We start from the raw sequence: 20625 nt of genomic DNA, 5'->3' as shown, positions 1-20625 counted from the left end.
TGTTCTGAATACTATCATCAGCTCAGCTATAACTGTCGATGAACTCATGTTGTTACTACATGAGCCGATATCTCTGAGTTTATATTTTTATTTTCTGTCGATTCCGTTCGATAAACATGGGTCCGATCCCTGAAACCTCTAATAACTGCTCAAGCTGGCTAAAGAAACCGAACTCTTCACGATAGCGAACAATAGCCTGTGCTTTTTTCAACCCAATACCGCTAAGCCCTGCTGCTAACTCCTCGGCGCTGGCTTTATTCACATCAATCTGTGATGAAGCTTCCCTATTGCTCCCTGGTGAAGGTGTCTTTAGCTTCGATGTATCCCGATGTTTATCGGCGAGTTGATGAGAAACCTTTGGTGACTTGGCTTGCTGATTTTCCTGAGGCTGATTCGGTGCGGCCATCACTGCGGTAAAAGGAGCCGTAAAACTGGCCAGAAGCAGAACTAGAGCCAGAGTTTTTCCTTTGTTATTCATGCTGTATCCTCCGTGTATTTGACAGCATTTGTACTTTGCCTCAGACATGTTGTGCCTGTAAACCACGGATTCTAGATATGCGAAAGGCCGCTAAAGCGGCCTTTCGTTGTTACATCGATTTGCAGATGTATGCGACGCTTACTGCGATTGCTGCTCGGCTGAACCCATTTTGATGGTCGCCTGTTTGTGCAGGTTAGCAATCAGTGCATCCAGAGCAATACCATTAATACCTTCTGCCATTTTGGTGGTGAAGTTCGGCATTTCATCTTCAGGCAGTTTACCAGGAGTCACTGACAGCAACTCGATCAATACGATGTTGTCCTGACGATCTTGGGATAAACCATAAACTGGTTTTTCTACCTGTGGGTGTGGTAAAGCAAATACGGTTTGCGCTAGTTGATCGTCACCCGGCGCACGGGCAATCATCTTCTTCTCACCAAAGCTCAGGCCTGCCGCTTTCATCGCTTCTTCGCCTTTACCTTGCTTCAAGGCAGTCAGAATTTTCTCACCATCAACACGAGCCTGCTGCTCGGCTTTCTGGCGTTTAACCAATTCGGCTACCTGATCGCGAACCTGATCAAACGGCTGGACGCCTTCCGGCTTGTGGCCATCGATACGAATAACAAAGGCGCGGTCACCATCAACGGTGATAACGTCTGAATTGCTACCCGGTGCGCCATTCTCGCCGACTAATGCACCCTCGAAGATAGCTTGAATAACCGGTTTGTAATTCAGTTGAGCTGGAACTGCATCACGAGTGAACCAAGCGGTTTGCTTCGCTTTGCTACCAGCAGCTTCTTCGGCAGAGGCCAGCGATTCATTATCGCTAGTGGCAGCTTCGCTCACCTTTTGCTGTAGCGCATAATAAGCATCAACAGCTTTTTCCTGCTTGACTTTGGTTGCCAATGCGTCATGCACTTCAGACAGCGGCTTAACCTGTTCTGGTTTAATGTCATTCAAGCGAACGATCAAATAGCCCACAGAAGATTTTACCACATCAGATAACTGGCCTTTCTCAGTCAGATTAGCTTGTTTCAGCTCATCAGCCGTGGTTTCTGGTTCTAACCACCCTAACTCACCACCATTTTTGCGTGAAATGATGTCGGTGGATTTTTCTTTTGCCAGCGTGGTGAAATCTGCACCATTTTTCAGTTCTGCCAGCGCTGTTTTAGCATCTGCCTCGTTTTTGAACTGGATAACGCTGTAATTTCTGCGTTCAGGCTGAGTGAAGCTACTTCTATGCTGCTCGTAGTACGTAGCAATATCTTCTTCGGTAACAGTGATTTTTTCCTGCATCGCCGCTGCATCCATTTCAATGAAACTGATTTTCATTTCTTCTGGTGCAATGAAGCTGTTTCTATTCTGCTCGTAGTACGCTTTCAGTTCTTCATCAGTCACAGTCTGTTTAGCTTGCAACGCTTTAAGATCCAGCGTCGCCAAACGAACTTCCCGCTGCTGCAGAATCAGTTCAGACATCGCCTGTGCTTCCGCTGGCAGGGCAAAACCCGTTTCGCTGAAAGCCTGTAGCAATTGCTGATTGATCAGCTGTTGACGCTGAATTTGAGCGAACTGGTCCGGGGTGTACCCCATACGATTGACCAATTCGAGATATTTGTTGTTGTCGAACTTATTATCCGTCTGGAAATAAGGCAGTTGACGAATAGAATCTTTCACTTGTTCGTCACTCGCACTCAAGCCCAGCTGTTTGGCGTACTGATCAAGCAGCATATTGTTGATCAATTGACCCAATATCTGCTGACGCAGTTGCTGCATATAGCCTTCATTGCCAGCCAGTACAGAGAACTGCTCGCCTAACTGCTGTTGCAAACGGCTACGTTCACTTTGCATCGATTGTTCTAGCTGGGCACGGCTTATCTCTTGGCCATTAACCTTGGCTGCATAGTCGTTGGAGCCACCTATCAGATAGCCGCCCACGCCTGTCAGGATAAAGGACAACATGATCAGGGCCAGGATGATTTTGAGCACGACGTTATTTGCAGCCGCGCGTAAATTGTCCATCATAATGTGACAATACTCCGCTGTAATGTGGATAAAAACTCTTGCGCAGGTGTGAAGACCCAGCATTCCTTGCGTCAGCCCATAATCGCTGCTGCGCGATAAAACTACTCAGGGTACTAACGCCCTCATTGCCTGGTGGCGCAGCCGGCATTTTATGCCAATTCAACTGCCAAGCGAAAAAAAAGCGCATCAATAGCGATGCGCCTTATATCTTACCTTACCAACTCAACTGCGTCAGGTTATTGTTTATCACAAACAATATTTGGCACCGGAGAGATCTGAGGCAATCATTAGTTGACCGCGTCTTTCAGACCTTTACCTGCACGGAAACCTGGAACTTTAGCAGCTGGAATACTGATTTCTTTACCGGTCTGAGGGTTACGGCCAGTACGGGCAGAGCGCTCACGTACTGCAAAAGTACCGAAACCAACCAGAGCTACATCATCCCCTGCTTTCAAGGATTCAGTAACAGAAGCAATAATTGCATCTAACGCGCGCCCAGCGGCCGCTTTAGAAATATCAGCACCTGCGGCAATTTTGTCGATCAGTTGTGACTTATTCACTCTTTCATCCCCTTTAGAATTCTATCGTCGCGCCGAGAATCCCTACGGACAACACGACAGCGCTGCTGTTATATCAATCCTGTCTAGCCTTGGCAAGCAACCTAAAGGTGAATGCTTTCGTCAGACAGCCGATCTAACTTAGCGGCACAAAAAATGGCTGGCAAGCAGGATTTCGCTTACCAGCATCAGTTTTATCAATACTTCTTGCTATACGTCACTATTTTACCGCAACGGGCTGTGCGCCAAAGGCTGGGTTTTGCAACGCAATGGCTAAAACATCATCAATAAGCTTAACCGGATGAATTTCCAGATCGGCAATAACATTGGCAGGAATCTCTTCCAGATCACGCTTATTGTCTTCTGGAATCAACACGACTTTGATACCACCACGGTGAGCGGCCAGTAGCTTCTCTTTCAGTCCGCCAATGGGTAGCACCAAACCACGTAGCGTGATTTCACCGGTCATAGCAACATCAGCACGGACAGGGTTACCCGTCAGACAGGAAACCAGCGCAGTACACATGGCAATACCGGCACTTGGACCATCTTTTGGCGTTGCACCTTCCGGTACGTGAACGTGAATATCGCGTTTTTCGTAAAAATCAGGGTTAATCCCCAATTTATCCGCACGAGCGCGAACCACGGTCAATGCCGCTTGAATGGATTCCTGCATGACTTCACCCAACGAACCGGTGTAAGTCAGTTTGCCTTTACCAGGAACACAGGCGGTTTCAATGGTTAGCAAATCGCCACCCACTTCCGTCCATGCCAGACCCGTGACTTGACCAACGCGGTTCTCAGTATCAGCACGGCCATAATCAACCTTTTGCACACCAAGGAACTCTTTCAGGTTATCCCCGTTGATTTCAATGTGTTTAACCGTTTTGTCCATCAGCAGATTTTTCACTGCCTTACGACACAGCTTGGAGATTTCACGCTCCAGACTACGGACACCAGCTTCGCGGGTGTAATAACGGATAATGCTGATAATGGCGCTATCATCAATGGTCAGTTCACCTTTCTTGATGGCATTGCGTTCAAACTGTTTCGGCAACAAATGCTGTTTAGCGATATTCAGTTTTTCGTCTTCGGTGTAACCGGACAAACGAATCACTTCCATACGGTCAAGCAGCGGTGCCGGAATATTCATGGAGTTGGATGTTGCGACAAACATCACGTCAGACAGATCGTAATCCACTTCCAGATAATGATCGTTAAACGCTACGTTCTGTTCTGGATCAAGAACTTCCAGCAACGCTGAAGCGGGATCGCCACGCATATCGGAAGCCATCTTATCGATCTCATCCAACAGGAACAGTGGGTTTTTCACTCCCACTTTCGCCATTTTCTGAATCAATTTGCCGGGCATCGAACCGATATAGGTACGACGGTGACCGCGGATTTCCGCTTCGTCACGCACGCCACCCAGAGCCATTCGTACATACTGACGCCCGGTAGCTTTGGCAATAGATTGCCCCAGCGAGGTTTTACCTACACCAGGAGGCCCCACCAGACATAGGATTGGCCCTTTGATTTTGCTCACGCGGCTCTGCACTGCGAGATACTCGAGAATACGATCTTTCACGCGCTCCAGGCCATAATGATCGGTATCCAGAACTTCCTGTGCTTTAACCAGATCTTTCTTAACCTTGCTACGGCTGTTCCACGGAACCTGCAACATCCAATCGATGTAACCACGCACTACGGTCGCTTCCGCAGACATCGGCGACATCATTTTCAGTTTTTGCAGCTCAGCTTCGGTTTTTTCACGCGCATCTTTCGGCATTTTTGCTGCTTCGATTTTGCGTTTTAGCGCTTCGTGTTCATCCGGCGCATCGTCCATCTCGCCCAGTTCTTTCTGAATAGCTTTCATTTGCTCGTTCAGATAGTACTCACGCTGGCTCTTTTCCATCTGCTTTTTAACGCGGTTACGGATACGCTTTTCGACCTGTAATAGATCGATTTCCGACTCCATCATCGCCATCAGATATTCAAGGCGTTCGGTAATATCGAACATTTCCAGCACTGCCTGCTTATCATTTAATTTCAATGGCATATGGGCAGCAATAGTATCAGCCAAACGCGCTGCGTCATCAATGCTGTGCAGAGACGTCAACACTTCCGGTGGGATTTTTTTATTCAGTTTGATGTAACCTTCAAACTGATTAATTGCCGTGCGTACCAGGACTTCCTGCTCACGCTCGTCGAGTACAGGGGATTCCAGATACTCGGCCTGTGCCGCAAAATGCTCACCGCTGTCTGACAGCGTGGTAATACGCACACGCTGTAAGCCTTCAACCAGCACTTTGACGGTGCCGTCGGGCAATTTCAGCATTTGCAGGATTGAGGCAACAGTGCCAACCGAAAACAGATCGTTGATACCAGGCTCATCCGTCGACGCTTCTTTCTGTGCAACCAACATGATTTTTTTATCATGATCCATTGCAGCTTCCAGGCACCGAATCGACTTTTCCCGGCCAACAAACAGTGGGATCACCATATGCGGATAAACCACCACATCGCGCAGAGGCAATACAGGGATTTCTATGCGTTCGGAACGCTCAGGGTTCATAGAGCTCTCTCTTAGTTTAGCTTCCGCCAGATTTCAGGAAATCTCGTGAAACACGGTCACCACGAGTTTCACTAAATAGGTTATTGAGTATATGGGGACGAATGTCTTACATTCAACGATTACAATGCGAGGAAAAAGAAATGGGGGATAAAATCCCCCATTATCTTACTAACTGTCTGGATTATTTGGCTAATTATTCGCCTGAAGCTTGCGCTTCAGGTTGACCGTAAATCAGCAATGGTGCTGATTGGCCTTCGATAACTGACTCATCAACAACCACTTTATCCACGCTTTCCAGCGATGGCAGATCGTACATCGTATCCAGCAAAGCCGCTTCAACGATAGAACGCAGGCCACGAGCACCGGTTTTACGTGCCATTGCTTTTTTGGCAATAGCGGTCAAGGCTTCATCACGGAATTCCAGCTCAACCCCTTCCAGATTGAACAACGCCTGATATTGTTTCGTCAGCGCGTTTTTCGGTTCTTTCAGAATCTGAATCAATGCGTCTTCACTTAATTCGCTCAAAGTCGCTACCACTGGCAAGCGACCGATGAATTCTGGAATCAAACCGAACTTGATCAAATCTTCCGGTTCAGCCTGTCGCAATAATTCACCTTCGGTTGCTTTCTCAGATTTGCCTTTCACCGTTGCGCCAAAACCAATACCGGTACCGGTATTCAGACGCTGCCCGATCACTTTATCCAAGCCAGCAAATGCACCACCGCAGATAAACAGGATTTTCGAGGTATCAACTTGCAAAAATTCCTGCTGAGGATGCTTACGTCCCCCCTGTGGAGGAACAGCTGCAATCGTACCTTCAATCAATTTCAGCAAGGCCTGTTGTACACCTTCACCTGAAACATCACGGGTGATAGATGGGTTATCAGACTTACGGGAAATCTTATCGATTTCATCAATATAGACGATACCGCGCTGCGCTTTCTGCACATCGTAATCGCATTTCTGCAACAGTTTCTGAATGATGTTTTCGACATCTTCACCCACATAGCCTGCTTCGGTCAATGTGGTCGCATCGGCCATAGTGAATGGCACATCCAGGAAACGAGCCAGCGTTTCCGCCAACAGTGTTTTACCGCTACCCGTCGGACCAATCAGCAAAATATTACTTTTGCCCAGTTCGATCCCGTTGCTGGTATCACCGTTACGTAAACGCTTGTAATGATTGTATACCGCCACTGCCAGCACTTTTTTCGCCGGTTCCTGTCCGATGACATAGTCATCCAGATGGCGACGAATTTCATGCGGCGTCGGCAATGAGCTACGCTCCCGATGCGGGGAAACTTCTTTGATCTCTTCGCGAATAATGTCGTTACACAAATCGACACATTCATCGCAGATATACACTGACGGCCCGGCAATCAGCTTACGCACTTCATGCTGGCTTTTGCCGCAGAAAGAGCAATACAGCAGCTTTCCAGAACCGTCTTTGCGCTTATCTGTCATCAGTAAACCTCTTCTTTAGTATCTGCCGCCGCTAAAAACAGAGCGACAGGGAGACTATTCTCGTTACTTCTGTACGTCACGTTTTTATCAAACGGACTGCCGGTGCCTCAGGCAATACTGCTTAAACTATAGCCTATAGGCACACAGAAATACGCGGTTAGTCACGGCGGTTGAATATGTCATCGACCAAACCATATTTTACAGACTCTTCTGCAGACAGGAAACGGTCACGCTCCGTGTCTCTCTCTATTTCTTCGAGAGGTTTGCCCGTATGTTTAGCCATTAATTCGTTCATCCGAGACTTCACTTTCAGAATTTCTCTCGCATGAATCTCAATATCGGTAGCCTGCCCCTGGAATCCGCCCAACGGCTGGTGAATCATCACGCGCGAATTAGGCAAACAGAAGCGTTTCCCTTTCGCCCCGGCAGTCAACAGGAATGCGCCCATAGAACATGCCTGACCCATACAAATTGTGCTGACATCTGGTTTGATAAACTGCATGGTGTCATAAATAGACATGCCCGCAGTAATCACGCCACCCGGTGAGTTAATATAAAGGAAGATATCCTTTTCCGGATTTTCGGCTTCCAAAAACAACATTTGAGCCACAATCAGGTTGGCCATGTGGTCTTCAACCTGACCGGTTAGGAAGATAATGCGTTCTTTCAGCAGACGGGAGAATATATCGTAAGAACGCTCCCCACGTGAAGTCTGCTCAACCACCATTGGCACCAGAGCCATGTTAGGTGCAAATTGATCTCGTTCGCCACTGTATGACATTACCATCTCCTAATAGAATTTACTTTGGCACCATTCATAACCGATTCTACTTGAGATAAGCAATGATGACCATGATAAGGCGTTGGTCGTTCAAGACATACCAAGTGATGATAATCAGCCAACGCAAGGCAAAGGTATAACATAAACGTCTGTAAGAATAATTGGGGGAAGGATGCTGTTTTTCAAGTCCTATAGTCTTTTATTCTCTCAGCAACCCTTTCTTACCCTACGCATTTTATGGCACCTGCTACGAATTTAATTAAGCGCTTTCTTTCATTTTTTTAATATAGCCCAGAATCAGAGTAACCATAGCCGATAATTTGCTGCGTTATCGCCAATTATCCAATAAGAAAAAAGCCCGTTGCCAAAGGCGACGGGCTTAAAAGTCAAAACGCTAAGTCAAAGATACTTAACGTTATGCGCTGAAAAACATTACGCAGCAGTGGTCTGATTCATCAGCTCGCTGAAGGTCGTTGGTTTTTCGGTTACTTTGGCTTTAGCCAGCAGTGTTTCTACCGCTTGTTCTTCCAGAGCCACATTGCGCATGTTGTTCATCAGCTCTTTGTTTTTGCTGTAGAACTCGATAACTTCTTGTGGATCTTCGTAAGCAGACGCCATTTCTTCGATCAAGGCCTTAACGCGGTCTTCGTCAGCTTTCAGCTCGTGCTGGCTGATAACTTCACCCAGCAGCAGGCCAACAACAACGCGACGTTTAGCTTGTTCTTCGAACAGTTCACGTGGCAGTTCAGCAGCTTGTTTCTCATTGCCACCAAAACGCTGTGCAGCCTGGCGACGCAGAACGTCGATTTCGCTGTCGATCAGAGCGGCGGGAACGTCGATTTCGTTAGCGCTAACCAAGCCGTCGATTGCCTGAGTTTTAACACGGTTACGCACTGCACCTTTCAGCTCACGTTCCATGTTTTTACGCACCTCGGCACGTAAACCTTCGATAGAACCATCAGCAACACCGAAACGTTTGATGAATTCTTCCGTCAGTTCTGGCAACTCGCGCTGTTCAACTTTCTTCAGAACGATAGCAAACTGGGCTGATTTACCTTTCAGGTTTTCAGCATGGTAATCTTCTGGGAAATTCACGTCGATAGTGAATTCTTCGCCCGCTTTATGGCCCACAACGCCTTCTTCGAAGCCTGGGATCATGCGGTTCTGGCCCATAGCCAGTACGAAATCAGTTGCTTTACCACCCTCAAACTCTTCACCGTCAATAGAACCGTTGAAGTCCAGAGTCACGCGATCTTCTGCTGTGGCAGCGCCATCGGTGTCTTTCCAAGTCGCTTGTTGCTTACGCAAGGTTTCCAACATGGTATCAACGTCGGCGTCATTGACTTCAACAACCGGCTTCTCAACTTCGATGCTTTCCAGATCTTTCAATTCAACTTCTGGGTACACTTCAAATTCAACAGAGAAAGTGAAATCTTCACCTTCTTTGTACTCACCCGGTGCATAGCTTGGTGCGCCAGCCGGGTTGATTTTTTCTTTGATGATCGCATCAACAAAGTTGCGTTGCATCAGATCGCCCAGTACATCCTGACGAACGGACGCGCCGTAACGCTGTTCAACGATGCTCATCGGTACGTGACCTTTACGGAAACCGTCGATACGCACATTTTTAGCAGCTTTCAACAGCTCGCTTTTTACTGCTTTCTCAATGCTGTCAGCAGCAACGGTGATAGTTACACGGCGGCCAAGGCCTTGGGTGGTTTCAACAGAAACTTGCATCTTGTTACCTCAAAAAAATCACAGTGCTCGGTCAACTCCAGAAGCCGCTATCAAGAGAGCATCATTGCAATAATGACATCGCCCCTGAAAACATCCTCTAAGAACCGGGACGGCCGCATTACAGAACCGAGTATCCCAGATGTCAGAAGCGTCCCGAAACCATTCCGGAAAAATAAGACGCGACATTATAGCGGTGCATAGGTTACGAGTCGAGGAAAGCGGTGAATGTCAGCGCGCGAAAATTTACGCAGACGTCGATCCCTCGACAAAAATACTGGCAGCGCTGTGGTAAAAATGGTTTTGTCGCTAGTTAAAAAACAAACGGCCCCAGAGGCCGTTCGTCTATTTCGCTACTACTAATACCCTAAATCAGTTGAAAAGTTCCACTGAAATCAGGTCACTGCATTAATTTACGCCAAGGTGCCAGCATCGCGGCATGAAGGCGAGCTAGGTACGGCATCCTGCAAATTAGCCCACTCTTTGTCTGTGTAGGTGTGCAATGCCAGCGCATGCACATCCCCCGCCAATTCTTCCGACAATATGCCATAAATGGCACGGTGGCGGCTCAAAAAACGCTCACCGACAAATTTATCACTCACAATCACAATTTTAAAATGGCTCTCGGAGCCTGCAGGAACATTGTGACGGTAGCTTTCGTTGATCACTTCCAAGTGAACAGGTTCAAATGCCGCCCTGAGTTTTTCTTCTATTTTTTCACGAATCAGAATCATAACATCTCCTTACTGCTACGGCAGAGAACTGCACACCTTCTACTGCAATATTAGTCGGTTTTGGCTGATTTATAACATTCCTTTGACAATAATTCTTGAGTAATTACGCCCACCACCGACATCAAATCGCATAAGTTGAGGATAATCCGATTGTCAGAGCAAAAGGTTATTTGTATGGTTTCTGGCTATAAAGCTACGTTTGTGGTGAATTTGTCTTCGTTGTGATCTTCCCCCCATCCGCGGCAATGCTATGATGTGCCAATAATATTGCAGCTATCCCGCTCAGATTATTAAAAATTCCATAACTATTGAGAACGTGAACATGCTAAAGAAAATTCTTTTCCCGCTGTTGGCCGCATTCATTCTGGCGGGCTGTACTACCAGCAGCAATACACTGGAAGTCACACCGAAAATAGTATTGCCAGCACAAGATCCAACATTGATGGGCGTTACCATCAGTATTAACGGTGCCGATCAACGTCAAGATGCTGCGCTGGCAAAAGTTAACCGCGATGGCCAGCTAGTGGCCTTAACACCCTCTCGCGATCTGCGTTTCCTGTTGCAGGAAGTGCTTGAAAAACAAATGACTGCTCGCGGTTATATGATCGGTACTGATGCACCCGTTGACTTGCAAATTGTGGTCAACCAACTGTTTGCCAATGTGCAGGAAGGCAACCTGCGTTATAACATCACTACCAAAGCCGACATTTCGATCACTGCACAGGCTAAAAACGGCAACAAGCAGGTTAAGAACTACCGTTCAATCTACAATGTTCAAGGTGCCTTTACCGCCAGCAATACCAAAATTACCGAAGCAGTTAATACAGTGCTGAGTGACGTGATCGCTGATATGGCTCAAGACACCACGGTTAACAACTTTATCAAGCAGAACGCTCGCTAATCCGTTAGTTGCTTAACGTTGCTCTGCCCCAAATTGGAGCAGAGCATATAGGTTTTATATGTCCAATCGCTATTCAAACCTGTTTACACAGCGTAATTCGCTTATTCTTTTATTACTGGGGTTCGCCTCCGGTCTTCCTCTGGCACTGACATCTGGCACGCTGCAAGCCTGGATGACGGTGGAAAACGTCGATCTGAAAACCATCGGGATTTTCTCGCTGGTCGGCCAGGCCTATGTTTTCAAATTTTTGTGGTCCCCGCTGATGGATCGCTATACGCCCTCATTTCTTGGGCGTAGGCGTGGCTGGTTATTAATCAGCCAGTTATTATTGATCGTCGCCATTGTGGCGATGGGCTTTATGGAGCCAGCAAAGCATTTGTGGTGGCTGGCAGCCATTGCGGTATTGGTCGCATTTTGCTCCGCATCACAAGATATTGTGTTCGATGCTTATAAGACAGATTTGCTCAGTGCAGAAGAACGAGGCACCGGCGCTGCCGTTTCGGTGTTGGGTTACCGGCTGGCGATGTTGGTTTCCGGCGGGCTGGCATTGTGGATTGCTGACCGCTATCTCGGCTGGCAGTCAACCTATTGGTTGATGGCTGGGTTGATGATCATCGGGGTGATCGCGACCCTACTGGCCCCGGAACCCGCAGCGCCCCCCGCGGCGCCTAAAACGCTGGAGCAGGCCATTGTTGCCCCGTTGCGTGATTTCTTTGGTCGTAATAACGCCTGGCTGATTTTGCTGTTAATCGTGCTGTATAAGATGGGCGATGCCTTTGCCGCCAGTTTAAGTACGCCGTTTTTGATTCGTGGATTGGGGTTTAACGCTGGTGATGTCGGTCTGGTGAACAAAACTCTCGGGTTGTTGGCGACCATTATCGGTGCCTTATATGGCGGTCTGTTGATGCAGCGACTCAGTTTGTTCCGCGCGTTGATGATTTTCGGCATTCTACAAGGTGTTTCTAACGTAGGTTATTGGATTTTATCGGTTACAGACAAAAATATATTCAGCATGGGCAGTGCCATTTTTTTGGAAAATATTTGTGGTGGTATGGGCACCGCAGCTTTTGTAGCGCTGTTGATGACTTTGTGTAATAAGTCGTTTTCCGCGACTCAGTTCGCATTGCTATCCGCATTATCGGCTGTAGGTCGGGTCTATGTCGGGCCGGTGGCTGGCTGGTTTGTGGAAACTCACGGTTGGTCGTTATTTTATCTGTTCTCCATCGCCGCAGCGGTACCTGGGTTGATATTGCTGTATATCTGTCGCCACACGCTTGAATTCACGCAAAAAACTGATGAATTTATGCCGCGTACCGAATTTAAAACCGGCTACCGCTGGGCATTGCGTTTTCTCACCGTAGGTTGTGTGTTACTCGCCATCTGGCTGGTGCTGTTGATTTGCAATGCATGGGGCTGGACATCGGCAACACAACTGGCTGATACCTTGCTGCTTCGGGGCATCCAACTCAGTATTATCGGCATGATGTTGGGCGGTATCCTCGATTATCTGTCTTTGAGACGTGCCCATTTAACCTAAACAGAGACTTTAAAAAGCCGGTATCCCATACCGGCTTTTTTTATATGTTCCGGCCAGTGATGGGAACAGTCACCCTAGAAATAATTAGATGCAGATCACATAATTAAGTAACCACCCAGAAATTTTATCCTAAAAATGAGAGTCGAATCACCCCTGGGTCTTTATCCTTTTGTGCGGTCAGACTATGATGTGCGCACTTTTTATCAAGGACATGTGTCCTTTTATTTCACCAGAAACAATTCAACCTAATTGAGGCATTTATGCGTAAAATTCTCGTTGGCGCTCTCGCGTTGACCGCAGTCACTCTGGCACCGTCTGTCCAAGCTGAATATCAATGGGGCTTTGGCAACATCAGCATGAACTACCTAGACTGGACGAAGAGCACTACGCATAAATCTGGTGATTCATCCCATAAAGACGATTTTGCTTACATTGAACTGGAAGGCGGCGCGGGCTTTAGCTGGGGCGAAGTTTACGGCTTCTTCGATTTGGAAAACCCGTTCAACTCCAAAACCGCTCAGCCAGGTGATAACCAACGTTATACCTTTAAAACCACCGGCCGCTACTATTTGGGTGACTCCGGTTTCAACCTGTACGGTCACGTATACGGTACATACTCTCTGCCAAGCGCTCAGGGCAATGACTACAGCAACTTCCACGAAGTGAACACGCTGTACGGTATCGGCTATAACGCAACTGTTGCCGGCGTGTGGATGAAACCTTTCGTCGCCCTGCATTATGTTGACCAAACCTATTATTCTGGTAATAACGGTTACGTTGTCGGCTGGGTCGCAGGCTATGATTTTACCGCTTTCGATGAGAAATTCAGTATCACCAACTGGAACGAGCTGGAATTCAACCGTGCAGAACGTTATGCAGCAGGTAACGGTGGCCGCAATGGCGTGAATGGTGCTATCGCGTTGTGGTGGACACCAGTTAAGCAATTGACTACCGGTATTCAGTACCGTTATGCCTACAACAAGTTGGGCGAAGACTTTTTACAAGACGGTATCATCTACTCTGTTAAATATAATTTCTAACTAAATAATTCCGGGGTAACTATTTAAGTCACCCCGGAAGATATTTAAATTTACCTTTTCCGTACATATTATTTACATACCCTGACCAATAATCGCCCGCCAAATCTCTATTTTTCCGCAATAAAAGCCTGCTTGGCATTGTTTTTACTTAGTATAGTCACTTTAGTTCATCTCTCACTTCGCCAACATATTGTTGCTATTAGTAAATTGTCACGGTAAGCAACATCTGTGACCCCCTTAACATAAAGTGTCAACAAGCCGCTGACACAATCTTAAGCATGTTTACAGTCTTGCAACCTTCCCGTAAAATGCCCGCACACATGAAACGACAATAGAGCCCTTTGTAATTGAGGTCGTTAGATGAGACTTAAGAAATACATTAAAAATATTGGGATATTGTCTTTATTTGCAGCCACGGTATCACTCGGTGGTTGCGATATGGTATTGATGAACCCTAAAGGCACAATCGGACTCGAACAAAAAACGCTGATACTCACCGCTATCGGTTTAATGTTGATCGTAGTAGTTCCGGTTATTCTTATGGCGTTTGCGTTTGCGTGGAAGTTCCGTGCTTCTAACAAAAATGCAACCTATACCCCGAACTGGTCCCATTCCAACAAAATTGAGCTGGTTGTATGGGCTGTTCCCATCATTATCATCGCCATTCTGGCCACGATAACCTGGAAAACATCTCACGAATTGGATCCATTCAAACCGTTGGTCGTTGAAGGTAAAGAACCGATCACCATTGAAGTGGTTTCTTTGGACTGGAAATGGTTATTTATCTATCCAGAACAAGGCATTGCCACCGTTAATGAACTCGCTTTCCCTACAGATGTTCCGGTGAACTTCAAGATCACATCTAACTCGGTAATGAACTCATTCTTTATTCCTCAGTTAGGCGGGCAGATTTATGCGATGGCCGGGATGCAAACCAAACTGCATCTGATTGCCAATGAGCCAGGTAAATACAAAGGTATTTCCAGCAGCTTCAGCGGTAAAGGCTTCTCTGGAATGAAATTCACTGCCATCGCAACACCGACTCAAGGTGATTTCGATCAGTGGGTCGCGCAGGTGAAAAAATCGCCAAACACCCTGAATACTACTGCTGATTTCGATAAGTTGGCTGAGCCGAGTGAAAATAACCCGGTTGAGTACTTCTCCAGCGTTAAGCCAGAGCTGTTTAAAGAAACTATTGGCAAATTTATGGGCGATATGAACATGCACAAGAGCGATGACATGCATAAAGGCATGGACATGAGCAAAGGCATGGAAATGGGCGAACACTCTCACGCCGGAGCCGAGGAATAAAACGATGTTGGGAAAATTAACACTTGATGCGGTTCCGTTACACGAACCAATAATAATGGTTACCGTTGCTGCCATTGTTCTTGGCGGTTTGGCATTGGTTGCCGCCCTGACCTATTTCGGCAAATGGAAATGGTTATGGAGCGAATGGTTAACCTCTGTTGACCATAAAAAAATCGGGATCATGTACATTCTGGTGGCCATGGTCATGCTGTTGCGCGGTTTCGCCGATGCCATCATGATGCGAAGCCAACAGGCGCTGGCTTCGGCGGGTGAGGCGGGATTCCTGCCACCTCATCACTATGACCAGATATTTACCGCTCACGGCGTAATCATGATCTTCTTCATGGCGATGCCTTTCGTGGTTGGTCTGATGAACATCGTTGTACCTTTGCAAATTGGTGCGCGCGACGTTGCCTTCCCGTTCTTGAACTCCCTAAGCTTCTGGTTCTTCGTCGTCGGGGTGGTGTTAATCAACATTTCTCTGGGAGTCGGTGAATTTGCTCAAACTGGCTGGCTGGCATATCCGCCACTGTCAGGTATCGAGTACAACCCAGGAGTCGGTGTTGATTACTGGATATGGAGTCTACAGATTTCAGGTCTGGGTACTTTGCTGACCGGTGTTAACTTCTTCGCGACTATCCTCAAGATGCGCGCACCAGGTATGTCGATGATGAAAATGCCCGTCTTTACTTGGGCGGCTTTCTGTACCAACATCCTGATTATCGTTTCTTTCCCGATTCTGACCGTCACCGTTGCATTGTTGACGCTTGATCGCTACATGGGCACCCATTTCTTTACCAATGATATGGGCGGCAACATGATGATGTACATCAACCTGATTTGGGCCTGGGGCCATCCGGAGGTGTATATCCTGGTTCTGCCGGTATTCGGGGTGTTCTCCGAAGTCACTGCGACCTTCTCGAAGAAACGTCTATTCGGTTATACCTCATTGGTTTGGGCCACTATTGCCATTACCGTTCTGTCATTTATTGTTTGGCTACACCACTTCTTTACCATGGGATCCGGTGCCAACGTAAATGCCTTCTTCGGTATTGCCACCATGATTATTTCCATCCCAACCGGGGTGAAGATCTTCAACTGGCTGTTCACCATGTATCAAGGCCGCATTCAGTTCAACTCTGCCATGCTGTGGACCGTTGGCTTTATCATCACCTTCTCTATCGGTGGGATGACCGGCGTGCTGTTGGCGGTTCCAGGTGCGAACTTCGTATTGCATAACAGCCTGTTCCTGATTGCTCACTTCCATAACGTGATCATCGGCGGCGTAGTCTTCGGTTGCTTCGCCGGTCTGACTTATTGGTTCCCTAAATCCTTCGGCTTTACGCTGAACGAAACATGGGGCAAACGTGCTTTCTGGTTCTGGATTATCGGTTTCTTCGTCGCCTTTATGCCTTTGTATGTGCTGGGCTTTATGGGTATGACTCGTCGTTTAAGTCAGGATATCAACCCGGAATTCCACCCGATGTTGATGGTAGCGGCTGGCGGTGCAGTGCTGATTGCCTGCGGTATCTTGTGTCAGGTTATCCAGGTCTTTGTCAGTGTCCGTGACCGTGACCGTGAGCAAAATCGCGATCTGACCGGTGATCCGTGGGATGCTCGTACGCTGGAATGGTCTACCTCTTCCCCACCGCCGTTCTATAACTTCGCTGTGGTACCTGAAGTTGTTGACCGTGATGAATTCTGGGATATGAAAGAGAAAGGCGAAGCTTACAAACGCCCAGCAAAATACGAAGAGATCCACATGCCGAAGAATACCGGTGCGGGTGTCATCATTGCGGCTTTCAGTCTGATCTTTGGCTTCGCCATGGTCTGGCACATCTGGTGGATGGCTATCGCTGGTTTCGTTGGCATGATCGTCACCTGGATCGTGAAAAGTTTCGACGAGGATGTGGATTACTATGTGCCAGCAGAAGAAGTTGAGCGCATCGAAAATCTTCACCATGAACAAATCAGCAAAGCAGGCGTGAATCATGTCAACTGAAACTCTGACTAACCACAACGTAGCCCATGCCGAGCATGGGCACCACGATGCGGGAGCCACTAAGGTTTTCGGCTTCTGGGTCTACCTGATGAGCGACTGTATTTTGTTTGCGACCTTGTTCGCAACTTATGCAGTGTTGGTAAATGGAACCGCTGGCGGTCCGACAGGTAAGGATATTTTCGACTTGAACTTTGTTCTGGTTGAAACCTTCCTGTTACTGTTCAGTAGTATTACCTACGGCGTAGCCATGCTGGGCATGAACAAAGGCAACAAAAACCAGGTCAATATCTGGTTGGGTATGACCTTCCTGTTCGGCTTGGGCTTTGTGGCGATGGAAATCTATGAATTCCATCACCTGATCGCAGAAGGATATGGCCCAGATCGCAGCGCGTTCTTATCCAGCTTCTTCGCGCTGGTTGCCACGCATGGTCTTCACGTAACGACAGGTTTAGTCTGGATCATCATTATGATGATTCAAGTTGCCAAGCGTGGTCTGAATCCAACTAACCAAACTCGTCTGATGTGTCTGAGCCTGTTCTGGCACTTCCTCGATGTGGTGTGGATCTGTGTGTTCACCGTTGTTTATCTGTTAGGAGCCATGTAAATGAGTCATTCAACTACTGGCCACGGTGGAGCCAGCCACGGTAGCCTGAAGTCCTATCTTATCGGCTTTATTCTGTCGATTATTTTGACAGTAATTCCATTTGTTATGGTTATGCAGGGAACGGCTTCTCATACCATGATTCTGGCAACGGTGGTCACCCTTGCCGTGGTGCAGATTATCGTACATTTAGTGTACTTCCTGCATATGAATGGAAAGTCGGAAGAACGCTGGAACCTGGTGGCGTTTCTGTTCACCGTGATGATTATCGCTATCGTTGTTGTGGGCTCGCTGTGGATTATGTACAACCTCAACATCAATATGATGGTTGACTAAAGAGCTGCATGTGATGATTAAGCAATACCTACAAGTAACTAAACCAGGAATTATTTTCGGCAATTTAATTTCTGTCGTTGGGGGATTCCTCCTCGCCTCTAAAGGCGACATTGATTACCCCCTTTTTCTCGCCACGCTTATTGGTGTCTCGTTAGTTGTTGCCTCCGGGTGTGTGTTTAACAACTATATCGACCGCGATATCGACTGCATCATGGAGAGAACGAAGAACCGGGTCTTGGTAAAAGGCCTTATCGAACCGAAGATAAGCCTGATTTATGCTTCGGTACTGGGTATTGCTGGCATGCTGTTGCTTTATGTGGCGGCCAATGCGTTAGCAATGATGCTGGCCGTCATTGGTTTCATTATCTATGTTGGGGTTTATAGCCTCTACATGAAGCGTAAGTCAGTCTACGGTACATTAATCGGTAGTCTCTCCGGTGCTGCACCACCGGTTATCGGTTATTGTGCTGTTACTGGCCAGTTCGACACCGGCGCGTTGATCTTATTACTGATCTTCAGCATCTGGCAGATGCCGCATTCTTACGCTATCGCTATTTTCCGCTTTAAAGATTATCAGGCTGCGAATATCCCTGTATTGCCAGTGATAAAAGGAATATCGGTCACCAAAAACCATATTACCCTTTATATTCTGGCCTTTATGGTCGCGACCCTGATGCTGACCCTGAGTGGTTACGCCGGATATAAATATCTGGTTGTCGCTGCTGCGGTGAGCGTGTGGTGGCTAGGTATGGCGTTGCGTGGCTACAAAGCTACCAATGACAGCGTATGGGCGAGAAAACTTTTCATATTCTCAATCATCGCTATCACGTCATTGAGCGTAATGATGTCTGTGGACTTCAATGTCCCTTCATCTGCGGGATTACTGACTTACGTCGGATAAGTAAACCGAAAAATTTATACTGCGGCCAGACGGATTTCCTCTTGGCCGCGTCATTTTTCCTACCCTATCTATCTCACTCATCTATTCATATCTGTTTTTCCCGCTAATACCGATCTTTCGTTCAAGCACCTCTGGCGGCGGTCCGATATAACGTCTTTTTTTGAAAGAATCCTTCTCTGGCTGTAATACATTCTAAACATCAATAGATTTACCGGTTGGCACGAACATCATTACAATAGTGCAATTGGTTTTTTTGAGGTGGTAATGAACGATAATAAAATGACACCGTTAGAACTTAGGGCAACCTGGGGTCTGGGAACGGTATTTTCACTGCGCATGCTCGGCATGTTTATGGTGTTGCCAGTGATTACCACCTATGGGATGGCTCTGGCCGGTGCCAGTGAAGCACTTATCGGTATTGCTATCGGTATTTATGGTCTGGCTCAGGCTATTTTTCAGATTCCTTTTGGCCTGGTTTCCGACCGAATTGGCCGTAAGCCACTGATTGTCGGGGGTCTACTGATCTTTGCATTAGGCAGCGTCATCGCGGCCATAAGTGATTCCATTTGGGGCATTATTCTCGGCAGAGCCTTACAAGGCTCCGGCGCTATCGCCGCCGCAGTAATGGCTTTACTCTCCGATCTCACCCGCGAACAGAACCGCACTAAAGCGATGGCATTTATTGGTGTAAGCTTCGGTATTACCTTCGCTATTGCGATGGTACTCGGGCCGATTGTGACTCACGCTTTTGGCCTAAGTGCCTTATTTTGGGCCATTGCCGTCTTGGCACTGCTTGGCATCGTCATCACCTTGGCGGTAGTGCCATCGACTGATACTCATGTGCTTAACCGAGAATCCAGTATTGTCAAAGGCAGCGTCAACAAGGTGTTGAAAAATAGCCGCTTGCTGAAGCTCAACTTTGGCATTATGTGCCTGCATATTTTGCTGATGTCGAGTTTTGTCGTTCTGCCTCAGGCGATGGCTAAAGCGGGTTTGCAGCCTGAGCAACACTGGAAAGTGTATCTGGTAACTATGTTGGTTTCCTTTATGGCTGTGGTTCCCTTTATTATTTATGCAGAAGTAAAACGGCAAATGAAACAGGTGTTTATCGGCTGTGTCTTTGTATTGTTGATTGCCGAACTGGTGCTATGGGCATCGGGGGAACATCTATGGGGAATTATTGCTGGCATTCAAATTTTCTTTATTGCATTCAATGTAATGGAAGCGATTCTGCCTTCATTGATTAGTAAGGAATCCCCTGCCGGTTATAAAGGTACGGCGATGGGAATTTACTCCACCAGCCAGTTTATTGGTGTCGCTATCGGCGGTAGTTTAGGCGGTTGGTTATTCGGTTTAGAGGGCGCAGATATGGTCTTTATTGCCGGCGCATTGATTGCGTTGATGTGGTTTACCGTCAGCATAACGATGCAGGAGCCGCCTTATGTCAGTAGTTTACGTATTACTTTGTCCGAATTGGCGGTAAAAGACGCGGCACTGGAAGATCGCATCAAAGCGCAACCTGGGGTCACTGAAGCCATTGTCGTCGCGGCAGAGCGTAGTGCCTATGTGAAGGTTGATACCAAACAGACTAACCGCAATCAATTGGAACAGTTGGTTAACGCGGTCTAATTGGCGAATAAAAAAGAGGAA

At 47.3% G+C, this 20625-nt stretch carries 17 protein-coding genes; 9 read left to right on the top strand and 8 right to left on the bottom strand.

Annotated elements, in window-relative coordinates:
* Positions 1–79 precede the first annotated feature (79 nt).
* From DJ39_RS07435 to bolA, 8 genes are all read right to left on the bottom strand, one after another.
* Positions 80–478: a ComEA family DNA-binding protein gene (locus tag DJ39_RS07435; protein WP_004718704.1), complete on the bottom strand. Its 399-nt coding sequence runs from the start codon at positions 476–478 to the stop codon at positions 80–82.
* A 138-nt stretch (positions 479–616) separates the two neighbouring features.
* Positions 617–2500 (bottom strand): peptidylprolyl isomerase, encoded by a 1884-nt coding sequence (ppiD, locus tag DJ39_RS07430; RefSeq protein ID WP_004718703.1) that lies wholly within the window; start codon positions 2498–2500, stop codon positions 617–619.
* Positions 2501–2787: 287 nt separating this feature from the next.
* The gene (hupB, locus tag DJ39_RS07425; protein WP_004718701.1) at positions 2788–3060 is read right to left on the bottom strand and encodes a nucleoid-associated protein HU-beta; all 273 of its coding nucleotides are present in this window, start codon (positions 3058–3060) and stop codon (positions 2788–2790) included.
* A gap of 217 nt (positions 3061–3277) precedes the next feature.
* The gene (gene lon, locus DJ39_RS07420) at positions 3278–5632 is read right to left on the bottom strand and encodes an endopeptidase La (protein ID WP_004718700.1); all 2355 of its coding nucleotides are present in this window, start codon (positions 5630–5632) and stop codon (positions 3278–3280) included.
* Positions 5633–5825: 193 nt separating this feature from the next.
* Positions 5826–7097, bottom strand: a complete 1272-nt coding sequence (gene clpX / locus DJ39_RS07415; RefSeq protein WP_004718697.1) for an ATP-dependent protease ATP-binding subunit ClpX — start codon at positions 7095–7097, stop codon at positions 5826–5828.
* A 157-nt stretch (positions 7098–7254) separates the two neighbouring features.
* Complete coding sequence (gene clpP / locus DJ39_RS07410; RefSeq protein ID WP_038243716.1) at positions 7255–7878, bottom strand: ATP-dependent Clp endopeptidase proteolytic subunit ClpP; 624 nt, start codon at positions 7876–7878, stop codon at positions 7255–7257.
* Between the two features lie 432 nt (positions 7879–8310).
* Positions 8311–9615: a trigger factor gene (gene tig, locus DJ39_RS07405; RefSeq protein WP_004718694.1), complete on the bottom strand. Its 1305-nt coding sequence runs from the start codon at positions 9613–9615 to the stop codon at positions 8311–8313.
* 410 nt (positions 9616–10025) lie between these two features.
* Positions 10026–10346 (bottom strand): transcriptional regulator BolA, encoded by a 321-nt coding sequence (bolA, locus tag DJ39_RS07400; protein WP_004718690.1) that lies wholly within the window; start codon positions 10344–10346, stop codon positions 10026–10028.
* Between the two features lie 322 nt (positions 10347–10668).
* Between bolA and DJ39_RS07395 the strand changes: the two genes are divergently transcribed.
* From DJ39_RS07395 to DJ39_RS07355, 9 genes are all read left to right on the top strand, one after another.
* Positions 10669–11247 (top strand): lipoprotein, encoded by a 579-nt coding sequence (locus DJ39_RS07395; RefSeq protein WP_004718688.1) that lies wholly within the window; start codon positions 10669–10671, stop codon positions 11245–11247.
* 58 nt (positions 11248–11305) lie between these two features.
* Positions 11306–12784 (top strand): muropeptide MFS transporter AmpG, encoded by a 1479-nt coding sequence (gene ampG, locus DJ39_RS07390; protein ID WP_004718686.1) that lies wholly within the window; start codon positions 11306–11308, stop codon positions 12782–12784.
* Positions 12785–13044: 260 nt separating this feature from the next.
* A complete protein-coding gene (locus DJ39_RS07385) occupies positions 13045–13824 on the top strand; it encodes a nucleoside-specific channel-forming Tsx family protein (protein ID WP_004718684.1) in 780 nt (259 codons plus the stop codon).
* A 360-nt stretch (positions 13825–14184) separates the two neighbouring features.
* Positions 14185–15135 carry a cytochrome o ubiquinol oxidase subunit II gene (cyoA, locus tag DJ39_RS07380; RefSeq protein ID WP_038243712.1) on the top strand — a complete coding sequence of 317 codons (951 nt, stop codon included), beginning with the start codon at positions 14185–14187 and terminating at the stop codon, positions 15133–15135.
* 4 nt (positions 15136–15139) lie between these two features.
* A complete protein-coding gene (gene cyoB, locus DJ39_RS07375; RefSeq protein ID WP_038251281.1) occupies positions 15140–17137 on the top strand; it encodes a cytochrome o ubiquinol oxidase subunit I in 1998 nt (665 codons plus the stop codon).
* On the top strand, positions 17127–17741 hold the full coding sequence (locus tag DJ39_RS07370; RefSeq protein ID WP_038243708.1) for a cytochrome o ubiquinol oxidase subunit III: 615 nt from the start codon (positions 17127–17129) through the stop codon (positions 17739–17741). Before cyoB ends, DJ39_RS07370 begins: the two co-directional genes overlap by 11 nt.
* The gene (locus DJ39_RS07365) at positions 17742–18074 is read left to right on the top strand and encodes a cytochrome o ubiquinol oxidase subunit IV (RefSeq protein WP_004718677.1); all 333 of its coding nucleotides are present in this window, start codon (positions 17742–17744) and stop codon (positions 18072–18074) included.
* Positions 18075–18087: 13 nt separating this feature from the next.
* Entirely contained in the window at positions 18088–18975 is an 888-nt protein-coding gene (cyoE, locus tag DJ39_RS07360; protein ID WP_004718675.1) for a heme o synthase, read from the top strand.
* Positions 18976–19239: 264 nt separating this feature from the next.
* A complete protein-coding gene (locus DJ39_RS07355; RefSeq protein ID WP_004718673.1) occupies positions 19240–20604 on the top strand; it encodes an MFS transporter in 1365 nt (454 codons plus the stop codon).
* Positions 20605–20625: the final 21 nt, after the last annotated feature.

This window comes from Yersinia ruckeri ATCC 29473 (assembly GCF_000754815.1).
In the GTDB taxonomy this organism is placed as follows: Bacteria; Pseudomonadota; Gammaproteobacteria; order Enterobacterales; family Enterobacteriaceae; genus Yersinia; species Yersinia ruckeri.
The sequence above is the reverse complement of the archived record's forward strand: the minus strand, read 5'-3'. Positions and strand labels throughout refer to the sequence as shown.